The sequence below is a fragment of the Salmonella sp. NW1250 genome (assembly GCF_051812965.1).
In the GTDB taxonomy this organism is placed as follows: domain Bacteria; phylum Pseudomonadota; class Gammaproteobacteria; order Enterobacterales; family Enterobacteriaceae; genus Salmonella; species Salmonella enterica.
Window position 1 is genome coordinate 200,542 of sequence record NZ_JAMNDD010000007.1, and the last position, 22,110, is coordinate 222,651.

Below are 22,110 nucleotides of genomic sequence, written 5' to 3' on the forward strand. Positions count from 1 at the left end.
GGGGCCTCCGTTATTATGCGTGTTCTTCTTGATTATCTACAGGTAGCGTAACTTCATTAACGGCGAAAACATCAATAGCGCCGTTATTGTTGTGCCCTACAGAACTCGTGGAAGGGGAATCATTAATATCATCCTCGGTCTTTCCTCTTGCATTCATTGCGTTCACAATATCCGCCGAGGAGTGATCGACTGAGAATGTTTTCTCCTTAATCAGGAAATCATCGTCCTTATCAATGAATTTCACGTCCATAGTATATTCACCATCTTCCAAAGATAGCGGAACTTCGAATATTGCTTTCTGGTTAGTTATCGGCAGAGTAAACTCTTCTCCTTCAAACATAACACTGACATTAACAATATTCTCAGGTACTGATATTTCAAAAGAAGGTGTCTGACTAATTGAACGATCTATTTCATCCCCAGAGTCAGCGTTTAACAATGTAATACTATAGGCTGTCTCCTTCACCACGCTTTCTTCCGCCGCCGACGGCACAGTTCGAAGATGCGTAGCGCTTTCGGCATTCACTGTTTCAGACTCCGGTGGAGTAACCGCTGTTGCCGTGGCATCATCGATCTCATCGTCATGCTGGCTATCTGCTGTTACCGTCACCGTTGAGTCAACCGTCACCTCCAGCGAAGCAGATTGCAGTGAGTTCCCCGCGCGATCCACCACCGTCACGCTCAGCGTGTAGGTACCATCATTCCAGGCGGCTGGCGGCGTGAATGTCCAGCCATCCGCGTCTTGCGTCGCCTGATAGATGTCTGTCACGCCATTATGCGTCACGTTTACGGTCACCCCGGTCACATCAGCATCAATATGCTGCAGCGTGAACTTAGGCTGGGTGTGATTGTGATTCGTCACGTTATCGCTGTCTGAAGCGCCATTGTCTTCACCTGCTGCCAGCGCAATCTCCGGCACGGTCAGCGTACTGTCGATCGTAACGGTAATGGGTAACGAGTTTTTCTGATTACCCGCGGCATCGCTTGCGATTACCGATATCGTATAGGAACCATCAGCTAACGGTGTACCTGGCGTAAAGAACCAAACGCCATCGGCATTTTTTTCAGCATTATATACGGTCCCATTGATATCGACCTGAACGACCACAACATCGCTTTCCAGATTCCCGATAATAAAGGTAGGTTGCTTATCTCGCGTAATATTATCGCCCACCGTACCACTGTCTGAGTCTGGAGATAATGAAATAACAGGAGTCTCTTTCATGATATCGAGAGGGACATCATCACTCCGGTTACCAATCGCATCCACACTCGTAATGGTAAACTTCCCTTCCGATGGATACGGGATCGCCATACTCCATTTACCATTATCAGGAACGGTTAGCGTATAAGTATTCCCATTACTATCGGTTATTATTAGCTGAGATTTGGCTTCCGCCGTTCCCTGCATAATAATTAGATCGTTGACAATATCTGAATAAGTTACGACCGGAGCGTTTGGCGGCGTTCGATCAATAAATATTTCATGTACCTCTTCCTTACGGTTGCCTGCGTTATCCTCAATACTCAACGTGATATCGTATTTCCCTTCCGGAAGCCGATCGGTCGATAACTCCCACTGCCCATTAGCCGCAACGACAGCGGTTGCCAGCGTGACCCCTGCCACGATTAATGATACCGTAGCGCCAATTTCCCCCATACCTCTCATGGTAATAGTGGAGCTATTACTCCACCAGTCCGTTTTCGATGATGATTTATTGTCATCAAGCTCGCTGGTAAATACCTGGATATGCGTATCGACCCAAATGGAATACTTTTCCTGATTTACGTTACCAGCACGGTCCGTAGATTTAACAGTGATATCCAGCTGGCCTTCTGTGAAATAAAGCGGGTTCACCGGCATCTGCCAGTGGCCTTTTTCATTAACCCAAACTTCCCCCACATTTAAGCCATTAATGATGATTTCTATTTTACTATTGGGCTCGGCACTGCCACTAAACAATAAGTTACGTGTCGTGTCCGTTATATATATTTTGCCATCACTACCGGTCATCTCTGCTAACGTTTGTCCGCCGATAGAATCAATGGCGACAGGCGTCGTATTAAAGGTATCGATAGTAAAGTTTAGCGTTTTCGAGGTAGCCGTGTTGCCTGCTTTATCGGTGATAACATAATAAATGCTATGGGAACCATCGCCCAACGGTGACTCAGGTCGATAAACTTGATTTCTGTCCGTCACCGTGATCGTATCGACTAGCACTCCATCAATGAAAATCTGAACACTCTGGTTCATTTCTCCAAAAATACTAAACGCAGGCCGGGTTTGACTCGTTATACTATCATTACTGAAAATACCGTTATCAGAACCTGCCATCATAACAGGATTATCGATAAACGTACTGGTATCTATCGTGACGAGTAAGCGAGGCGATTCTGCCGTATTACCTGCCGGGTCTTCGGCAACCACTCGGATAGAATATTCACCATCTTTTAACGCATTATCAAACTGATAGGACCAGGTTCCATCTTCAAGCACAAGCACATTTGCCACGATCTTTTCATCCACATAAATATGGATTGTGGCTCCCGCTTCTGCGGTGCCTACTAACACAGGCTTGTTGTGACTAGTAATCAGATCGTCAAGTGAACCAGAGTTGCTCGCATCTTCAAGGTTGAGCGTTGGGAAGTCGGTTGATGAATCGACATCCACGCTATAATCCTTGCTCACTTCAGTGTTACCAGCAACGTCAGTAATGCTGAAATGAATATTAAACTTACCATCATCTTGCAGCAGTATCGGCGCGCGCCATGTGCCATCAGCCTCAACCATAACAACGTTGACTAATTTACCATCGACAAAGATGCTGACCTGAGAACCAGCCTCCCCGACACCTGAGACTGACAACGCCCGGTTATTAGAGAGGGCCGGTAATGAATCTTCATCAATGTCAAAGACAGCAATTTGAGAATCGATTGTCACGGTTGTAATCGCAGACTCAACCCGGTTGCCAGCAGTATCCGTAGCAACAAATTGCACCTGATACTCGCCGTCGGCGCTATTTGCCGGCATGGTATAGCTAATATTACCTGACGAACTCGCCTCTACTGTGCCTTGTAACACACCATTAATATAAACCTGTACCGTCGCGCCGGGATCGGTCATGGCAACCAGTACCGGAGACTTATTATTGGTAATCAGATCATATTTATCACCGCTATTAGTATCCCGACTTAATGAAATATCGCTGATTTCAATCTGCGTATCATGTTCTATCAGAATATCTTTTTGTTGGCTGTTGCCCGCTTTATCTTCCGATACCACGACAAAGGCATTACTACCTTCACGCAGATCTAATTCTGCGCTCCATCGACCATCATTGCCTACCACCAGGGTAGCAATAACCACCCCCTGCGGATTCCTGATGGTTAAAGTACTTCCGGCTTCGGCAGTACCATCGATGGTGACATGAGATTTATTGGTGATCCAGTCGCCAACTTTGCCACTGTCATCAGCTTCGCGTAATACCACGGTTAACGGCGAAATTACTGTATCCAGTATTACATTCTGCGGACCAAACTCTCTGATATTGCCGGCAACGTCTTCAACTTTAAACGTTAATTCATAATTACCGTCATTACCCAAAGCGGGTAATACTACGCCCCAGTGTCCTGCGCCTGTCGTATAAGCAATCGCTTTTTCAACGCCATTCACAAAGATAGTGATTTTGCTGTTTGGCTCACTGGTGCCGCCAATCTCCGGCGTCACCGTATTGATATATCCGCCCTCATGCATTCCAGATATATTCCATACCAGTTCAGCAACCTCGGTATCGATAGTGACATCAACGGCGGTGGAACGCAGTTCGCTATTATCGCGAGGGTTGACGATACCCACCTGGACGACATAATGGCCATCTTTCATTTCCGATAACTGGAAAGTATATCGACCCGCTGTATCCGCTGTCGCCTCGCCGACCTTCACGCCATCCACATAAATACTCACAATCGCATTAGGTAACGTGTTCCCAACCAGGGTCGGCGTTTTATTATTCGTGGTAAAGTCTCCTAAGGCACCACTATCGCTCTCCTCGCTGAGCTTTATGGTTGGAGGCGTGACATCAATAACAGGTATTACGACAGGAAAGTCGACCTGCGACGATTCATTACCCGCTTTATCTTTGGCAACAATGCTCACAACATAGGAGCCTGGCGCTAATACTGATGGCGGCGTCCAGCTCCATTCGCCATTCGCATTGGCGTTTGCCGAGCCGACCACTTTCCCATCCCACTGAATCATAATCGTCGAGAACGCTTCGGCGAGCCCTTTGAACTCAGGACGCAGGCTGGTTGCCTCATACTGATCATCAATAGATGGATCCGAAAGGCGAATGGTGGGATCGATCGTAACCGTATCGATAGTGAATCTTTCCTGCGTTTGCGCAGTATTTCCCGCGACATCTGTTGCGACGACGTTGATGGTATACATGCCATCCGGCAGTATATTCGGCGTCACACTCCAGTTGCCATCGGCGCCAACCGTAATCGTGTGTTTTAAAACCTCCCGACCTGACTTATCGTCAACAATGGTAATCACCAGTTTCGCATTAGGCTCCGCAGTACCTTCGAATTTGGGATTTTGCTTATTCGTAAGGTTATCGCTATTGGAGCTGCCGGTATCAGACGCTGGCTCCATTCTGACACTGACGCTTGTCGTGGTATCAATGGTAAAGGGCAGCTTAGTTTCAGAAGTATTTCCGGCAATATCTCTGAAGACAACAACGGCTTCGTATACGCCATCGTTTAACGCAACGGGAACCTGAAATTCCCAGAGGTTATTGCCATTTGCCGTAACCGGATAAGAAACGCCGTTAATTCTGATTACAACAGTATCAATATCGGCGGGTACATTGCCAATAACGAAACGTGGTTTAGTGACACTCGTAATATTATCAACAGCGCTTTCGCCAGTATCATCCGCATTCAGCAAATCAATACTGGGATCAGAAACAATAGTGTCTATTGTGAATGATACCTCTTTGCTAATTTTATTACCTGCGATATCTTCAGCCACTATTTCTATTTTGTAAGTTCCATCCACTAACGGTGTATCAGGGGTAAATAGCCATTTATTACCAGCCCCCTGAGTCAGTGTGCTGGATTTCCCGTTTAAAATTACCGTCACGCTCTGCAGCGGTTCTCTGGCTGAAATTTCAAAACGTGGAGAGGTAATATTCGTAATACCATCCGTAGAATCCTTTCCGGCGTCGTCCAGCATCACGACGCTCAGGCCGTCAATCTGCGTATCCACGGTGAAGCCCAGCGTGGAATTTGCCGTATTCCCTGCCCGATCCGTCGCCTGGACATGGAGAGTATAATGACCATCAGACAATGTGCTACCTGCAGTAAATTGCCACTGCCCGGCCGCATTTTTACTGATGGGCGTCCAGTTTACGCCATCGAAAGAAACCAGCACCGATGTCACATCATCAGGCGTTGCAATTTCAAAAGAAGGACGGGTAGCATTGGTGACATTATCGTGATCGTTGACGCCGCTATCTGTTGTTAACGTAACACTGTCAATCTGAACCTGCGTGTCGATTTCAATCTGCAGTTCGGCCGATGTTTTGGTATTACCAGCAATATCCGTTACGGTAACAGAGATCGTATGCTGACCGTCAGACAGCGGTTGATCCGGCGTAAAGGTTAAATTCCCCCCTGTGTTTTCAATGGTGTAATCCCGACCATCAATATGAACCACAATGTGTGATACATCATTATCGACATTACCGATAATAAACACCGGTTTGTTAATCCTGGTAAGATTATCATTAGTATCATCACCAGTATCATGGGTGGGATCAAGTACAATTGTCGGCTCTCGCAGAGTCGTATCAATCGTAAACTGCAGCGTTTCTTGCGCAACGTTGCCGGCGATATCAGTCACATCAACCAAGAGAGTGTGTTGCCCATCAGGTAATGCCGAACCGACATTAAATATCCAGCGGCCATCCCCTCCTTTTGTGAGTTCAATCCAATTAGCGGCGTTATCGATTTTAACGCGCACATGGGTAATATCATCAGCGGTAACAATACTAAACTGCGGCTTGTCGACTTTGGTAATGTTATCTACATCGCTATCACCGCTATCTGTAACCAACGTGACGCTTTCAATTTCAGCCGTTGTATCTATCACAACAGGTAATGGTTTCGATGTCGCGGTATTTCCGGCCTTATCTTCAACCGTAACGGTAATATTATAAGAACCATCCGGAATGGCATTGCCTGGTGTAAATTGCCAACCAGCCCCAACCTTAGTCGCGTTATAATCATGACCATCAATCGTCACCACGACTTTGATAACATCGGGGTCAACATTACCAATCGTAAAGGTGGGTCGTGAAATATTAGTGATATTATCGGCGGTATTCGCTCCGGTATCTTGTCCTGCGTCTAAAGCAATAGTCGGAACCTGTATATTAGTATCGATATTAAATACTAAATCTTTATTCGCAATATTACCTGCCTGATCCGTGGCCTCTACGCGAAGGGTATATGTGCCGTCAACCAGAGTATTCGGGCTGTCAAAAATCCACTGTCCGTCGGCATTTTTGCGTATCACATTCCAGTTAGCGCCACCATCCAGGGTTACGCGTACCTGGATGACATCACCGGGAACGTCAATTCTGAATGACGGTTTGGCAACATTCGTTAATTGATCATTCTGCACGCCAGTATCATTAAGCAATACGATATTGTTAATGGTTGTCGTGGTATCAATACGCACCTCTAACGGCGCAGATTCTTTTACATTCCCCGCCAGATCTTCCACCACAACGGCTAACTGATATGAGCCATCAGCCCAGCTCGCAGAAGGCGTAAAGCGCCATTGACCATTGGTGAATACCGCCGCTTCCTCGTGCGTTTTACCGTTGTAAGTTACTTTGACCATCACGCGCGTAACGTCAGAATCAACCTGGCGTATGTCGAACACAGGCCGATCGTGATTGGTGAGGCGATCGCCAACAGTACCGCTATCTTCGCCAGCTGCCAGTTCAATCACCGGCGTAGTCAACGTACCGTCTATCGTCACCTTTAAAGGCGCGGATGTTTGCTGGTTGCCTGCCACATCTGTTACCGTCACGGTGAATGTGTAGCTACCGTCCGCCAAAGCAGCATCCGGTCGATAGCGCCAGCCGTCGGCTGATTCGGTGAGTACCACCGTTTTAAACGTGCCGTTATGCTCAATACTCAATTCCACGTGTCGAACATCTTTATCGATACTCCCCAACACAAATACCGGCTGAGTGACGCTAGTCAGATTATCGTTCTTATTCTGTCCGGTATCCTGATCGGGCGCTAGCTCAATGGTTGGCGTTAACAACGTGATGTCGATAGTGAAATTGAGCGTCTCTGTCATCTTATTACCCGCACCGTCAGTCACTTCCACGGTCAGGGTATGCTGTCCCTCTGGCATATCCGTCGGCCAGGTGTAATCCCAAATGCCAGCCGTCGAACTCTTGATTGCAGTAACCCAGGTCGTGCCGCCGTCAATACTCAGAAGAACCTTTTCCACATCATCCGGTACCGAGATCTGGAACTGCGGACGCACATGTTTTGTCACATTATCGCCAGGGACGCCGCTATCGTTGACTAATTCAATATGATCAATGGCTATTTGCGTATCCACTGTCACCGTCAGCGGCGTAGACGGACGCGTATTTCCCGCCCGATCCTCCACTGTCACCGTCAGCGTATAATCACCGTCGCCCCACGGCGCTGGCGGTGTAAAGCTCCAGCCTCCAGCCCCCTGTGTCGCGGTAAACGAGGTTGTCGTTCCATTATGCGTGACGCTGACTGTAACGTTGATAACATCCGAATCGATATTCTGCAGAATAAAGGTCGGTCGGGTGCGATTGGTCATATCATCGCCAGGCGTACCGGTATCATCCGTGCTATCCAGCGCAATGGTCGGCGTCGACAACCGGGTGTCGATGAAAAATTCAAGCGTTTGCGTCGCCGTATTGCCCGCTCTGTCGGTGACCATGACGGTAAGGGTGTGTTTTCCATCGCCCATATCCGTTGGCCAGGTATAGCCCCAGACGCCTTCGATACCCTGCGCCGCGCTCACCCAGTTTGCGCCCCCATCAATGCTCAGTTGCACAGAATTCACATCCGCCGGCACCGTGATCTCAAACTGCGGACGGGTGCTGTTAGTTAGATTGTCATCAGGCACGCCATGATCATTGACCAATGTAATATCGGTAATGCTGGTTTGCGTATCTACCGTCACTATCAGCGGCGTGGACTGGCGGACATTCCCCGCGTTATCCTGGACTTCTACCGTTAGCGTATAGCTACCGTCCGCCCAGTCAGCATCTGGCGTAAAGCGCCACTGACCGCCGACCTGGGTCAGTTTCACTTCCTGGCTATTGCTGCCCTGCGTGATCCGCAAAATGACCGAGTGCGCATCGGCGTCAATATTGCCAATGGTAAAGCCCGGCCTTTTGACGCTCGTAATATGATCGCCAATGGCGCCTGTATCGTCCCTGCTATCCATAGTGATGGTAGGCGTTGACAGCCGGGTATCAATGGTAAAATCGAGCGTCTGCGTCGTCTTATTTCCCGCCTTATCGGTCGCTTCTACCGTCAGGGTATGTAGCCCGTCGGTCACATCTTTCGGCCAGGTGTAATCCCAGATCCCTGCCGTGCCCTGTGTTGCACGAACCCACGTATTACCGCCGTCGATACTCAGACGTACCTCGTTGACATCCCCTGGCACCGTGACGCGGAAGTGTGGACGAACGTCATTGGTCAGGTTGTCGCCGGGAATACCGTTATCATTAACCAGTTCAATATCATCAATGGCAATATGGGTATCGACCGTAACCGTCAGCGGCGCTGAGTATTTTACGTTACCCGCATCATCCTCCACCCTCACCGTCAGCGTATGACTGCCATCCGCCCACATACCGGTCGGTGTCACGCTCCAGATGCCGGTCGCGCCTTTGGTGGCCGTCAGCACCTCTTTCGTGCCGCCATGCTGTACCTCAACCGTGACATACCGTGCGTCCGCGTCAATATTGCCCAGTATAAACGTCGGCTTATTCACATTGGTCAGGTTATCGCCTTTTGTTCCGCTGTCGTCCGTGCTGTCCAGAGCGATAGTCGGCTCTGACAGTAGGGTGTCGATGTTGAACTCCAGGTTCTGTGTTGCCTTGTTTCCCGCCGCGTCGGTCGCTTCCACCGTCAGAGTGTGAGAACCGTTAGCCACATCGGTCAGCCAGGTGTAATCCCAGACGCCCGACGTCGAGCTCTGTGTGGCGTTAAACCACGTTTTGCCGCCGTCAATGCTCAGGCGCACCACGTTGACATCCGTCGGTACCGTCACCTGGAACTGCGGGCGCACGTTGTTGGTCTGGTTGTCATTGGGGATACCACTGTCGTTAACCAGTTCAATATTGTCGATGCCGATTTGGGTATCGACAGTGACCTTCAACGATGCAGAATGGCTGGTGTTCCCCGCTTTATCTTCGACTGACACACTCAGGGTATAATCGCCCGCCCCCCATGATGTCGGCGGCGTAAAGGTCCATCCGCCTGCGTCTTTAGTCGCGTCAAATGTGGTGACGCCGCCGCCATGCTCCACGCTGACCGTAACGCGAACGGCATCATCATCAATATGTTGCAGGTTAAATGTCGGCTGGGTGCGATTGGTCATGTTATCGCCCTGGACACCGGTATCGTCCGCACTATCCAGTACGATAACCGGCGTCGACAGCGTGGTATCAATAGTGAAGTCGAGCGTCCTGGTCACCGTATTGCCTGCGTTATCAGTCGCTTTCACCGTTAACGTGTAGTCATCATCTGCCAATGTCTTTGGCCAGGTATAATTCCAGACGCCCGACTTCGAGCTTTGCATCGCCTTAACCCAGGTTACACCGCCGTCAATGCTCAGACTGACTTCGTTGACATCCCCTGGCACCGTGATGCGGAAATGTGGATTGGCGTCGTTAGTTAGATTGTCGCCCTTAGTACCGCTGTCATTAACCAGTTCAATATCATCAATGGTGATTTGGGTATCAACCGTGACCGTCAGCGGCGCTGAGTATTTTACGTTCCCCGCATCATCCTCCACCCTCACCGTCAGCGTATAGTCGCCATCTGCCCATGTGCCGGTCGGTGTCACGCTCCAGATGCCGGTCGCGCCTTTGGTGGCCGTCAGCACCTCTTTCGTGCCGCCATGCTGTACCTCAACCGTGACATACCGTGCGTCCGCGTCAATATTGCCCAGTATAAACGTCGGCTTATTCACATTGGTCAGGTTATCGCCTTTTGTTCCGCTGTCGTCCGTGCTGTCCAGAGCGATAGTCGGCTCTGACAGTAGGGTGTCGATGTTGAACTCCAGGTTCTGTGTTGCCTTGTTTCCCGCCGCGTCGGTCGCTTCCACCGTCAGAGTGTGAGAACCGTTAGCCACATCGGTCAGCCAGGTGTAATCCCAGACGCCCGACGTCGAGCTCTGTGTGGCGTTAAACCACGTTTTGCCGCCGTCAATGCTCAGGCGCACCACGTTGACATCCGTCGGTACCGTCACCTGGAACTGCGGACGCACGTTATTAGTCAGATTATCGTTGGGAATACCGCTGTCATTGACCAGTTCAATATGGTCAATGGCGATTTGCGTATCGATGGTGACCGTCAACGGCGCTGAGTGGCGAATATTACCCGCCTCATCTTTCACCGTTACCGTCAGCGTATAGTCGCCATCAGTCCACGCGCTGCCAGGTACAAAACGCCACTGCCCGTTAGTCTGCGTCAGCTCCACCTCCTCGCTGTGACCATCGCGCATCACCTGCACGACGACCTGAGTCACGTCAGAATCAATACCGCCGATAATAAAACCCGGCGTTTTAACGTTAGTCTTATTATCGTTGGCGGTGCCGCTATCATCTGCGCTATCCAGCGTGATGGTCGGTGTCGACAATGTGGTATCAATGATAAAATTGAGCGTTTCCGTCGCCGTGTTGCCTGCAACATCGGTTGCTTTCACTGTCAGGGTATACGTATTTTCGACCAGATCTGTCGGCCATATATACTCCCAAACGCCGTCAGACGTCAGCGTTGCGTTAACCCAGTTGATGCCGCCATCAAGACTCAGTTGCACAGAGTTCACGTCCGTCGGTACCGTAATATGAAACTGTGGACGTGCTTCATTGGTCAGGTTATCCCCAACAATACCCGTGTCATTAAGAAGTTCAATGCGATCAATAGACGTTTGCGTATCGATAGTCACCGTCAGCGGCGCAGAATAATTTGTATTACCCGCCTTATCTTCTACCTTTACCGTCAGCGTATAGTCGCCATCGGTCCAGGCTGCGCCCGGCGTAAAGCGCCACACACCGCCGTTCTTAATCAACTCTATCTGTTGGTTCTTACCATCATGCGCCACCGTCACCACCACTTTGGTCACGTCGGCGTCGATATTACCGAGGGTAAAGCCTGGCATCTTAACGTTGGTGATGTTATCGCCAGCGGCGCTATCATCCGCACTGTCCAGGGTAATCGTCGGTTCTGACAGCAGGGTATCGATGATGAAGTCCAGTTTCTGCGTCGTTTTGTTTCCCGCCTTGTCGGACGCTTCCACCATCAGGGTGTGAGGGCCGTTAGCCACATTCGTCAGCCAGGTATAATCCCAGACGCCCGACGTCCCGCTCTGCGTGGCGTCAAACCACGTTTTGCCGCCATCAATGCTCAGTCTTACACCGTTAACATCCGCCGGTACTGTCACCTGAAAGTGCGGGCGCGCTTCATTGGTCAGATTATCGTCGGGGATACCGCTGTCGTTAACCAGTTCAATACGGTCAATGGCGATGTGCGTGTCCACTGTCACCGTCAACGGCGCGGACTGCTTCACATTTCCGGCCCTATCTTCTACCTTCACCGTCAGGATATAGTCGCCGTCCGCCCAGTCGCTGGTCGGCGCAAAGCGCCACTGTCCGCCGGTCTGAACCAGTGGTACCTCCTGTTTAATACCATTGTGCATTACCTCCACTATCACCCTGCTGACATCGGTATCAATATTGTTGAGGGTAAAGCCCGGCGTTTTAACATTGGTGATATTATCGCCCGCGATGCCGCTGTCATCTGCGCTGTCCAGCGAGAGGGTCGGCACAGACAGAGTGGTATCGATGGTGAAATCAAGTTCCTGCGTCGTCTGGTTTCCCGCCTTGTCGGTCGCTTCTACCGTCAGGGTATAGCCTCCGTCGGCCACATCATCCGGCCAGATATAATCCCAGGCGCCCGGCGTCGCGCCCTGAGTAGCGTTGAACCACGTCTTGCCGCCGTCAATGCTCAGGCGCACCACGTTGACATCCGTCGGTACCGTCACCTGGAACTGCGGACGCACGTTATTAGTCAGATTATCGTCGGGAATACCGCTGTCATTGACCAGTTCAATGTTATTAATGGCGATTTGCGTGTCCACCGTCACCGTCAGCGATGCAGAATGGCTGGTGTTCCCCGCTTTATCTTCGACTGACACACTCAGGGTATAATCACCATCCGCCCATAATGCCGGCGGCGTAAAGGTCCACCCGCCTGTGCCTTTCGTGGCGTCAAATGTAGTGGTGACGCCGCCATGCTCCACGCTGACCGTAACGCGAACGGCATCATCATCAATTTGCTGCAGGGCAAATGTCGGCTGGGTGCGATTCGTCAGATTATCGCCCTGGATGCCGGTGTCGTCCGCGTTATTCAGTACGATGACCGGCACTGACAGCGTGGAATCCACCGCGAAATCGATGGTCTTCGTCACTGTATTGCCTGCTTTATCAGTCGCTTCCACCGTTAGCGTGTATTGACCATCTGCCAGGTCTGTCGGCCAGATATACTCCCAGCTTCCTGCTACGCCCGGAGTTGCCTGAACCCACGAATGACCACCGTCAATGCTCAGACGGACTTCATTGACATCCGTAGGTACCGTCACACGAAAGTGGGGACGGTCGTCGTTGGTCATATTATCGCCTTTCACGCCGCTATCGTTGACCAGTTCCACCCCATCAATGGCGATTTGGGTATCGATAACGACCGTCAGCGGCGTTGAGTAGTTGGTATTTCCTGCCTTATCTTCTACTTTCACCGTTAACGTGTAGCTGCCATCCGCCCACGTATTCCCTGGTGTAAATAACCAACTACCATTGAGGTGGGAAAGTTCGATCTCTTCGCTCACGCCATTGTGCATCACCTGTACGACGACCCGATGCGCATCAGCATCAACACCGGAAATAGCAAAACCTGGCTTATTGATATTGGTCAGGTTATCGCCTGTAACCCCCGTATCATCCTTAGAAAGCAGGGAAATCACCGGCGTTGATACTGTGGTATCGATAGTAAAATCGAATACCGCGCTGTTCGCTTTATTACCCGCAATGTCCTCAACCTTGACATAAACCTGATGCAAGCCTTCCGTTAAATCTGAAGTAAAGGTATAGGCCCATGAACCATCAGGTTGTTGCGTGGCAACACCGATCTGCGTATCAGACGCGGCATCCCATACCTGAACACTGATAATGTCCGGATCAATATCTTTTAGGTGCAAGGTAGGTTTAACGATATTCGTTAAATTATCATCTGAAATTCCCGAATCTGAATCCGGGCTCAATGAAACTATCGGTATTGAAATAGCAGTATCGACGCTAATTAAGAAAGGATCCGAATGGGCAATGTTGCCAGCGATATCTTCAACTGAAGCGGTTATTCTATGATCGCCATCAACCAAACCTTGATCGGCTTTCAGGGTATACTCCCATCTGCCATCTTTATTTGTTCTGACCTCAGCGATCAGTGCACCATCAATATAGAGTTTAACCGTTGAATAGGGTGCAGCGGTCCCTGTCAGTGCAGGATTCTTTTCATTAATAATATGGTCTGTATTATCAACCCCCGTATCGTTGACCAACTCTATTGTTGGTTTTTGCGTTTGCGTTACGATTTGGAAATTATACGCTGATGAGGAGGCAGTATTACCGGCAATATCTTCTACCTTTACCGTTACGTCATGCGAGCCATCGGATAACGCTGTGGTAAATTGAAAATTCCATACACCATCATCGCCAGCAATAGCCTCGCCACTTAACACACCGTCGACATAGATGGAAACCTTAGCATTAGCTTCAGCCATCCCGGTAAACAACGGCGTATTAATTTTAGTAATCATATCGCCTTTAACGCCAGAATCAGCGCTATCATGCAACATAACAGTAGGGATCGGCGTAAAGCTATCAATGGTAAGCTGATAATCTACAGATGACGTTCTTCCTAAAGGATCGATGGATTCAACCGTAATCTTATAAACATTGTCAGACAGATTTCGGGAAATATCAAAATTCCAGTTACCGTCTGCATCCGCAGTCGTCACGCCTATCGTTTTACCATCGATAAGGATATTTACGGTAGCAAACCTATCCGCTGTTCCCAGTAATGTCAGAGCATTATGTTTATTGGTAATCCAGTCGCCTTTTGCACCGGAATCATCACTGGCATCGAGTTCCGCTTTTGGAGGTACAACTTCAGTTTGAATAGTAAAAGAATATTTAACAGTAGAGGATTTATTGCCTGCGGCATCCTGAGAAATGATTTCAATATCATAGGCGCCCTGAAGAAATTTATTACTAAACTGATAATTCCAGGTCCCGTTTGAATCAACCTCAATGCTGTCATATAATTTACCATCTCGCATCAATAAGATGGTAGACTTTGGCTCTGCCGTACCGACTAAAGCCGGTAAATCATTCCCTGATAAAATTATACCATTCGGCAAAACAACATAATCTTCCAAAGAAACCGTCGGAGGTAGAGGGGCAATAGTATCAATAACGTAACTAAAGGAAAAATCCTTTTTGTTGCCAGCGACATCTTCAACAGTGAACGTAAGATTGTTAATCCCTTCCACTGAGTCTGAAGTGAAATTGAACGTCCATTCACCCTGGTCATTCGCTTTAAAAACAACCTCTTCGCCAGTCTCACTATTTATGACACTGATAATAGCATTTGGCTCAGTTTTACCTGTAAAGGTTGGGCGAGTATTGTTAGTAACGTTATCACCGACAATACCGCTATCATCAGTCGTTTCAATCTCAGCGCTGAAATAGCTGATACGTGTATCAATAGTAAAAGGCAGATTTGCCGTCGCTGAGGTATGCCCGGCAATATCAGTAGCTGTTGCTGTTATATTGTATTCGCCATCCTTGAGCGGCGTAGTAAGCGTATAGCTCCATGTCCCATCTTTAGCAACAATGACCTCACCAAGATGTTTAAGTCCAAGATAAATAGAGACTGTAGAACCAGGTTCCGCCACACCAATAAATGTTGGCAGGGTGCTATTAGTAATGTTGTCATTTTTAATGCCGGAATCACTACTATCATCCAGCTCAATCGTCGGCTTTTCCGGAGGAATGGTGTCGGTTATGATACTATCCGTCGTTTCGTTTTTATTACCTGCTTTATCTACGGCAACGACTTTTATACTATTTTCGCCCTCAGATAGTTCATTATCTTTAAATTCATAACTCCAGTTTCCATCTTTATCGACATCAACGCTGGCAACCAGTTTATTATCTACATAAATGTCAACCTTAGCATTCTCTTCCGCCGTACCAACAATTGAAGGCGTCAAGGTCGGCGTTAAGCCCTTATGACCGGACACACTACTTTCAGGCGAAAGTTCAAATGTTGGCTTATCGGTAACGGAATCGATAGTAATGACAAGTTTGGCGCTACCGCTCCCATCAGCAGTCTTGGCCTCTGCCTCCAGATTGTATGTTCCATCAGTCAATGTTTCAGGCGCTGTAAAGGTGAAGTTACCCAAACTATCCGCTACAGCCTGACCGACAGCAATACCATTAATTTTAATAATAACCGTGGCATTGGGAGCAGTGCTACCTACAAACTGAGGTTTGGTAAAATTAGTTATACTATCATCTTTGCTACCGCTGTTACTCTCGGCCGCAAGCGCTAATGTGACTTTAAGCGGCTCTTTAACAGACTCGGCATCAAGCTTATTTTCCTCATTTTTACTGCTATTACTTTTGCCAGTGCTGGTATTTTTATTAATAGGTTGAGGAAGAACTTTTTCAGCATCGTTCTGTTTAGAAGCCTGCGTTGCTTTAGCCTGTGTATTTTGCTGGGAAGCATCGCTTTGCTGAGCCAGATTGTCTTTTGCTACATTGTCAGCCAAAAATTCCTGCAGCATTTCTTCCATTTGCTTTGATGAGTTCTGTACTTCAAACGCTTCATTGAGCGCTTTTTCTGCAGCCTCCTTAGCTTTCTCTGCTTCTTCCTTCGCCTTATCAGCTTCTTTCTTTGCGTTTTCAGCATCGTCAAGCTGCTTTTTTAATTCCTCTTCTTCCTTCTTATTTCGTCGTTTGCCATTACCTTTCTTTTCTACCTGAGCAGAATCAACCAATGAGCTGTCAATTCTCTCCAGTTGAATATCTTTTAAATCTACGCTGCCCAGAATTTTAGCGCCGGTAATAGTCTTATCTTTAAATTTAACAGCGAGGTTATTGCCTTTGATACTTGAATAAAGAGCGCCATTGACAATGATCACTGAACCACGCGGCGTGGTAATGTTCATGTCTGGCCCGGAAAGAGAAACTTTTGCGCCTTTGGCATTACCCAAAGAAGATAAATCAATTACAGAATTTTGATCGGCAAAAAACTTTTGTATGCTTTTATTTCCCATAATATTATATTCACTCTCAAGGTGTATCTAATCGTTTAGTATTAACTGGTTCTGAAAAGGCTTTGTCCACGCCTTTCATCAAGGGAGATAACAGGTATTCCATAATGCTGTGTTTTCCGGTAATTACACTGGCGTCAACAGTCATACCTGGTTTTAACCACCGTAAATCATCTTCATTAACATCGAATGCAATAATTACTTTATAATAACGCTGAATTGTTCCTCCGGTATTTTCCTCATAGGAATCAGGGCTAATATTATCGATAGTCGCATTATACGATTTTATCTTTGGTTGGATAATTGACTGCACATCCAGTTTAACGGCTTCATCTACATATATTTGGTCACGGTATTTGGGTAATATTTTCACATCGGCCAGCATAGTCCTTACTTTTGGTTTTATTTCAAAAAGTAAGTCTGCCGCCTGAATCACACCACCATGAGTAGTGGCACTTTTATTGATTTTATAAATTACACCGTCAACCGGTGAATAGATATCCTCCTCATTTATCTGCTTCTCTATTACTTTTAATGTAGAGTTAACAACCTCAAGTTCCTGAAGATTTTTAGATATTATTTTAGATAAAGATAAGCGCAATTCATTATTAAGCGCCTCAATATCATTAACAACCAGCTCAATATCATCTTTTTTTAAAGTGATGCTACTTTCAATATCATTAATTTCAGACTTAACTTTTATATACGCCTGTTTCTTGTTAAGAAAATTGGTATATGGGCTAATTCCTTTTTTTACCAGTGGAGAAAGAATATTTATTTCTTCGGCAAGCAATGCAAGTTCTTTTTCTTTCGAACTCAGCTTCTCTTGTAATCCGCTAATCTCAGAATCAAGAGAGGTTTTTTTTAACTCTTTAGCTCTTATCTGACTATGCACTAATTCAATATTCGCTTTTACCTCTTTATTGCTTAAAGAACGGGTACCATCCAGGGTAATCAACCCACTCTCATTTTCTTTATCAAGAATGAAAGATATTTCGTTAACATCTTTATCCAGATACCCTTTTTGAGTTCTATACCTTTGATATTCTTTTTGCAGATCAAGGTTAACGACCTTTGCAAGGAGTTCTCCTTTTTTTACAGTATCACCCTCGGCCACATAAATATCTTGTATCGTCCCTCCTTTAGAAAGAGATATTAACTGAGCATTATCTTTAGTAGTGATAACGCCCTGACCATGAACCACTGAATTAATTTCTATAAAGTAGGTAAGGATAATAATTAAGATCGTCAAAGAAATAATTATCATCATGAGATGATCGCTTTGTCTTCTATTCATTTCATTACATTTAACTCACTTTCAGTATTTCCTTTTAAATAATCCATTAAATGAAAAATCAATGAGAGTTGCTGTAACTTTAAAATATACAGGCTATATTTGCTGTCGATCATGCTTACATATGCCTGAAATGCTTCATTACGGCTTGAAATTAAATCAAGCAAACTTTTTTGCCCTAACTGAAACTCCTGCTCATATAATTCAGTAAGCTGTAACGCGTTTGTATGTGAACGTTCCGCCACTGAGTAAGTCTCTTTTGCAGCGGCGTATCTTGAAAGTTGTGAATCAATGTTATAACGCGTTTTAATCAAAAAATCGTCAATTTGCAGCTTAGCCTGCGAGTAACTTGCCACCATTTTTCTTTCCTGGGCTGAATTTCTGAACCCATTGAAAATGTTGAAACTGACATTGATACCCGTTTTAAATTCATCTTCATAATCACTTTTTTTGGCACTACCGCTCGGATTATTCTGTACATAGCTGGACACGAGATCTACAGTCGGAAAATAGGATGATTTTGCGGCATTAATATCTTCGGTCGCGGCTTTTCGGGTATTGACAAGCATCTTATAGTCATCGTTGTATTTCATCACCATGTCCATAAGTTTTTCAGGGCTTTCGACAAAGATATATTTTTTGAAGAGGTTGAATTTTTCATCGCTTTGAATCTGATCTGGTGACAAATTCAGACCAGTCATATTCTGCATTTTATACATTTCATCATCCAACATCGACTGATACATAATGCTTCTGGTATTTAATGCATCGATAGATACTTGTACTTTACGCATATCAGATTGCATCGCTACACCGGAAGATACCAGCAGCGAAAAAGTTTCCAGCATCTTTTTATAAAACTCTTTCTCCAGATTTACGCCATCAATCATTTCACGATATTTACTGATGTTGTAATAGGTTGTCACAACCTCCTGAGACACTATATTCTTTGTTTTTTCATAGTCAGTCTTACTATTATCTCTTTCATATTCAGATTTCCTGATATTAGCCCCCCTCACTCCAAAATCCGTTATTCTGTATGATAAGGACACCTTATTTTCAACGTTTCTCTCGGTACCTGACGACTCCTTTCTGTTATTATTAAGGCCAGATGTTAGATCCAGGATAGGATAAAGTGCTGCCCGTGAAAGATCTAAGTCACTGTTTTTCTTTTCAGTCTCATAATATGAAACAGCAACAGAGGGCTGATGCGTTAATGCGGCATTAACTAAATCTCTTAGAGGAATGACCGGAAGCTCGCTGGCGTATGTGCTTTGTGTAATAAAAGCGGTCGTCAGAAAAAACATCTTAATCTTCATTTTTTTCCTCCTTGTTTAACAAACGTTGCTTTACTATTTCCTGATGCATAGATGTTATTTTTTCCATTAATGGCATATAGGTATCACGGTAGCTAACCATTTCAGCACTAATCTCTTTAGTATTAGTAATAATCTTTTTATCAGTAGCCGATAGATCGGATAGCGCTAAATGAACATTATTCATATCCTCATCCATTTCTTTTCTCAGCCCATCGAGAGTATGGGAAATATCGGCACTGCCAGCGGCAATATCGTTTATGGTCTTACCATGTGAAAGAGATTCCTGATAACATTTATCAACTGATGCCATTATTGAATCATTCTTTTTATCTATAATATTTTGTATTGTACTCATTGCCTCCAGTCGTGCATTATTATCAGCAAGCAGGATATTACCTTCAGATAAACGAGAGGTAATTGTTATTACACCGTCAGATAATTTTTTGAGATTTTCGTTACTGCTTACCAGATAACCATCAATCAGCGTAGAAAGTTGTTCCAGTTTTGCTGAGTTATCCAATAGTCGGTTTTGCAAAGTGACAAAGCTATCTGATAGCATCACTCGTTTCTTTTCTTCATCCTGCGCCCGTAAGTTTTCAACTGTCAGGTAGTTATCAAAAAACGCTTTAAACAACTCTTTAAATTCTACAAGCGTCTCTGATTCAACCCGCAGGCTTCGTTGTTTATTATTGGATCTGTTGCTTATGATTTTTAATTTTTTGATTTCCGTAGAAACAAGGGAATAGGAGCTGCGAACAAAAACACTTTGTGAGGTCAGGAGTATGGCGCAAACAACACCATAGATAGAAGATACAAATGCGGTATTCATCCCTTTCAATGGTTCAGAAAGCGACGCTACCATTGTCACGATCATATTGAGTGTATTACTTGCATTATCACCGCCAACATCTGATGGCGAGCTCAATAAGTTCCCGATTGAACCAATCGTAATAGACAGACCCGCAAACGTCCCCAACAGGCCAACAAGCGTCGACACATTGCTACAGCTCATAATAAATGACAATCGTTGGTTACGGGCGGTAGACACATTGTCATCTAATTCCATCAGTAAATTGAAATCACACTGTTTGGGCTCCCCGGCAAACAAAACCTGATTGAGGTTAGAAAGAATGCTATTTTTTCTACTGGCGTCCTGAGCTATTAATATGTCTTTTGCTGAAATGTTTTTAAGAATAGTGAATAATGCACACAAAGAACCTGTAATATAAATGGCAATAATGACTCCATTGTAAATTGCAGAAACCATGAAGTTATCAAAGACATACTCTCTTATACCGGGAAAAGATAAAGCGAAAAAAGGGAGTATGGCAAGGAAAAAACAGACAAACAAATAGCGGTAATGATTTATATATTTCACTCTGACACCTTTTTATTAATAGTCGTGATAATAGCTTTACTCGTTGTACTTGATGCTGCGGAGTTAACACTCATGTCAATAACTACATCAGGATATATCTTCTTAATCTCTTTCATTAAAATAATTCCCCGTTCATATCCCAGTCGTAAAGAGTCAGAGAAAGAGATGTCTGCCTGAGGAATAACCATTTCTATCAATAAATTACTATTAGTTTTGTCTTCTAACCAAGCCTCTATTTTATGAGTATCCTCTTCTGAAAAGCTTCTCAGCCTGCCATGATACGTAATAACAAGCTCATTTTTTGTAGATGTTATATCAATTTTCTGACCATCGGCGATATCGTATACTCCAACCTCCTTACCTGACATTGTAGTCATCCCGTCCGACACATCTTGAGTATTCACTTCCTTATTAACTATTTCATTAGGATTTGAATTGTCATTGGCTCCGCTATTTTGAGCAGTAGATTTAGTCTTACTCTCTATATTTGCTTTATAAACTTTAATTGAGTTGTCATACATAATAATCATATTATTAAGTGCAAACACCAACATAAGAAATATAAAAATGCACAATACCGTAGAGAATGTATCAACAAAACTAGGCCACGGATTACTTTCGTCTTCCATGTTGTCTCCTGATATTACATTGTGAATAAAATGTTTTTGTAGATTAGCAAGGATAAAGGATGCTCAACTTATTCAGAAAGTGAACGCTACCGCCCTTGGCTTCCTGCTACCAATACGCTTTATAGATTTCAGTTTTCTTACATCTCGTAATCAGAAAAATAAAAACAACGACGCCATTTTTATGCGCCCACAACAAAGATGAGTGCTTTAATTAAAAACACTCTTCATTTTTTTAATTAGGTACTCATCAATTATTGCACTAACTATATTTTCCCCAATAATAGGTATCGCATAAGCTCTCAGCTCATAAATAAAAAATAGTCATCAGCAAATTAAAACCACCCGCCGATAAATAGATTTGTTAGCTAATCATTGAAACTCTAAATCATTTTAAGGACATATTTCTTTTTAATACGCGTTATAACCATACGTATTTAATAAATTTGCCTCCAGAGGATAAAATGAATTTTCACAATTAAAACATAGGGCCATAGGGACTTCAATATAACTTAAATTATTAAAAATATAATAAGTGGGGAGTAAAAAATCAGAATTGCGTAAAAAAATACATAAATAAAACCATTTTTTATATAAAGCCAGCTATAAGTAACAATTTTATCTTCAGCAATTAAAAATAAAGCAAGATACACATATCATATTTGAGCTCATCACAAGCTAAAGCAAACATTTAATTAACTATTGATAATACCGACCCTTCTCTACCGTTATTTTATAATATCTTTTTGTTGTCAAAAAATGGCTATAAATTATATATTTTGCAGATGAGATTTCTC

Annotated in this window: 5 protein-coding genes; all 5 read right to left on the reverse strand. The window is 45.2% G+C overall.

Going from position 1 to position 22,110, the window contains the following annotated elements; genetic code table 11:
• Positions 1 to 13: 13 nt before the first annotated feature.
• From siiE to siiA, 5 genes are read right to left on the reverse strand one after another with little or no spacing between them, the layout of a single operon-like run.
• Entirely contained in the window at positions 14 to 16,699 is a 16,686-nt protein-coding gene (siiE, locus tag NBA72_RS14370; RefSeq protein ID WP_439005594.1) for a non-fimbrial adhesin SiiE, read from the reverse strand.
• A gap of 16 nt (positions 16,700 to 16,715) precedes the next feature.
• Positions 16,716 to 17,993, reverse strand: coding sequence for an SPI-4 type I secretion system protein SiiD (gene siiD, locus NBA72_RS14375; protein ID WP_001081935.1), 1,278 nt, complete (start codon positions 17,991 to 17,993; stop codon positions 16,716 to 16,718).
• Positions 17,990 to 19,309 (reverse strand): SPI-4 type I secretion system protein SiiC, encoded by a 1,320-nt coding sequence (gene siiC, locus NBA72_RS14380; protein WP_052324022.1) that lies wholly within the window; start codon positions 19,307 to 19,309, stop codon positions 17,990 to 17,992. Before siiC ends, siiD begins: the two co-directional genes overlap by 4 nt.
• Positions 19,299 to 20,687, reverse strand: coding sequence for a MotA/TolQ/ExbB proton channel family protein (locus NBA72_RS14385; protein WP_023195271.1), 1,389 nt, complete (start codon positions 20,685 to 20,687; stop codon positions 19,299 to 19,301). The genes siiC and NBA72_RS14385 overlap by 11 nt, the downstream gene beginning before the upstream one ends.
• Positions 20,684 to 21,316, reverse strand: a complete 633-nt coding sequence (gene siiA, locus NBA72_RS14390; protein WP_042949346.1) for an SPI-4 type I secretion system auxiliary protein SiiA — start codon at positions 21,314 to 21,316, stop codon at positions 20,684 to 20,686. Before siiA ends, NBA72_RS14385 begins: the two co-directional genes overlap by 4 nt.
• Positions 21,317 to 22,110 lie beyond the last annotated feature (794 nt).

Bases quoted from the DNA above. Each gene is read 5' to 3' on its own strand.
- siiE (WP_439005594.1), bottom strand. From the start codon at position 16,699: ATGGGAAATAAAAGCATACAAAAGTTTTTTGCCGATCAAAATTCTGTA.
- siiD (WP_001081935.1), bottom strand. From the start codon at position 17,993: ATGAATAGAAGACAAAGCGATCATCTCATGATGATAATTATTTCTTTG.
- siiC (WP_052324022.1), bottom strand. From the start codon at position 19,309: ATGAAGATTAAGATGTTTTTTCTGACGACCGCTTTTATTACACAAAGC.
- siiA (WP_042949346.1), bottom strand. From the start codon at position 21,316: ATGGAAGACGAAAGTAATCCGTGGCCTAGTTTTGTTGATACATTCTCT.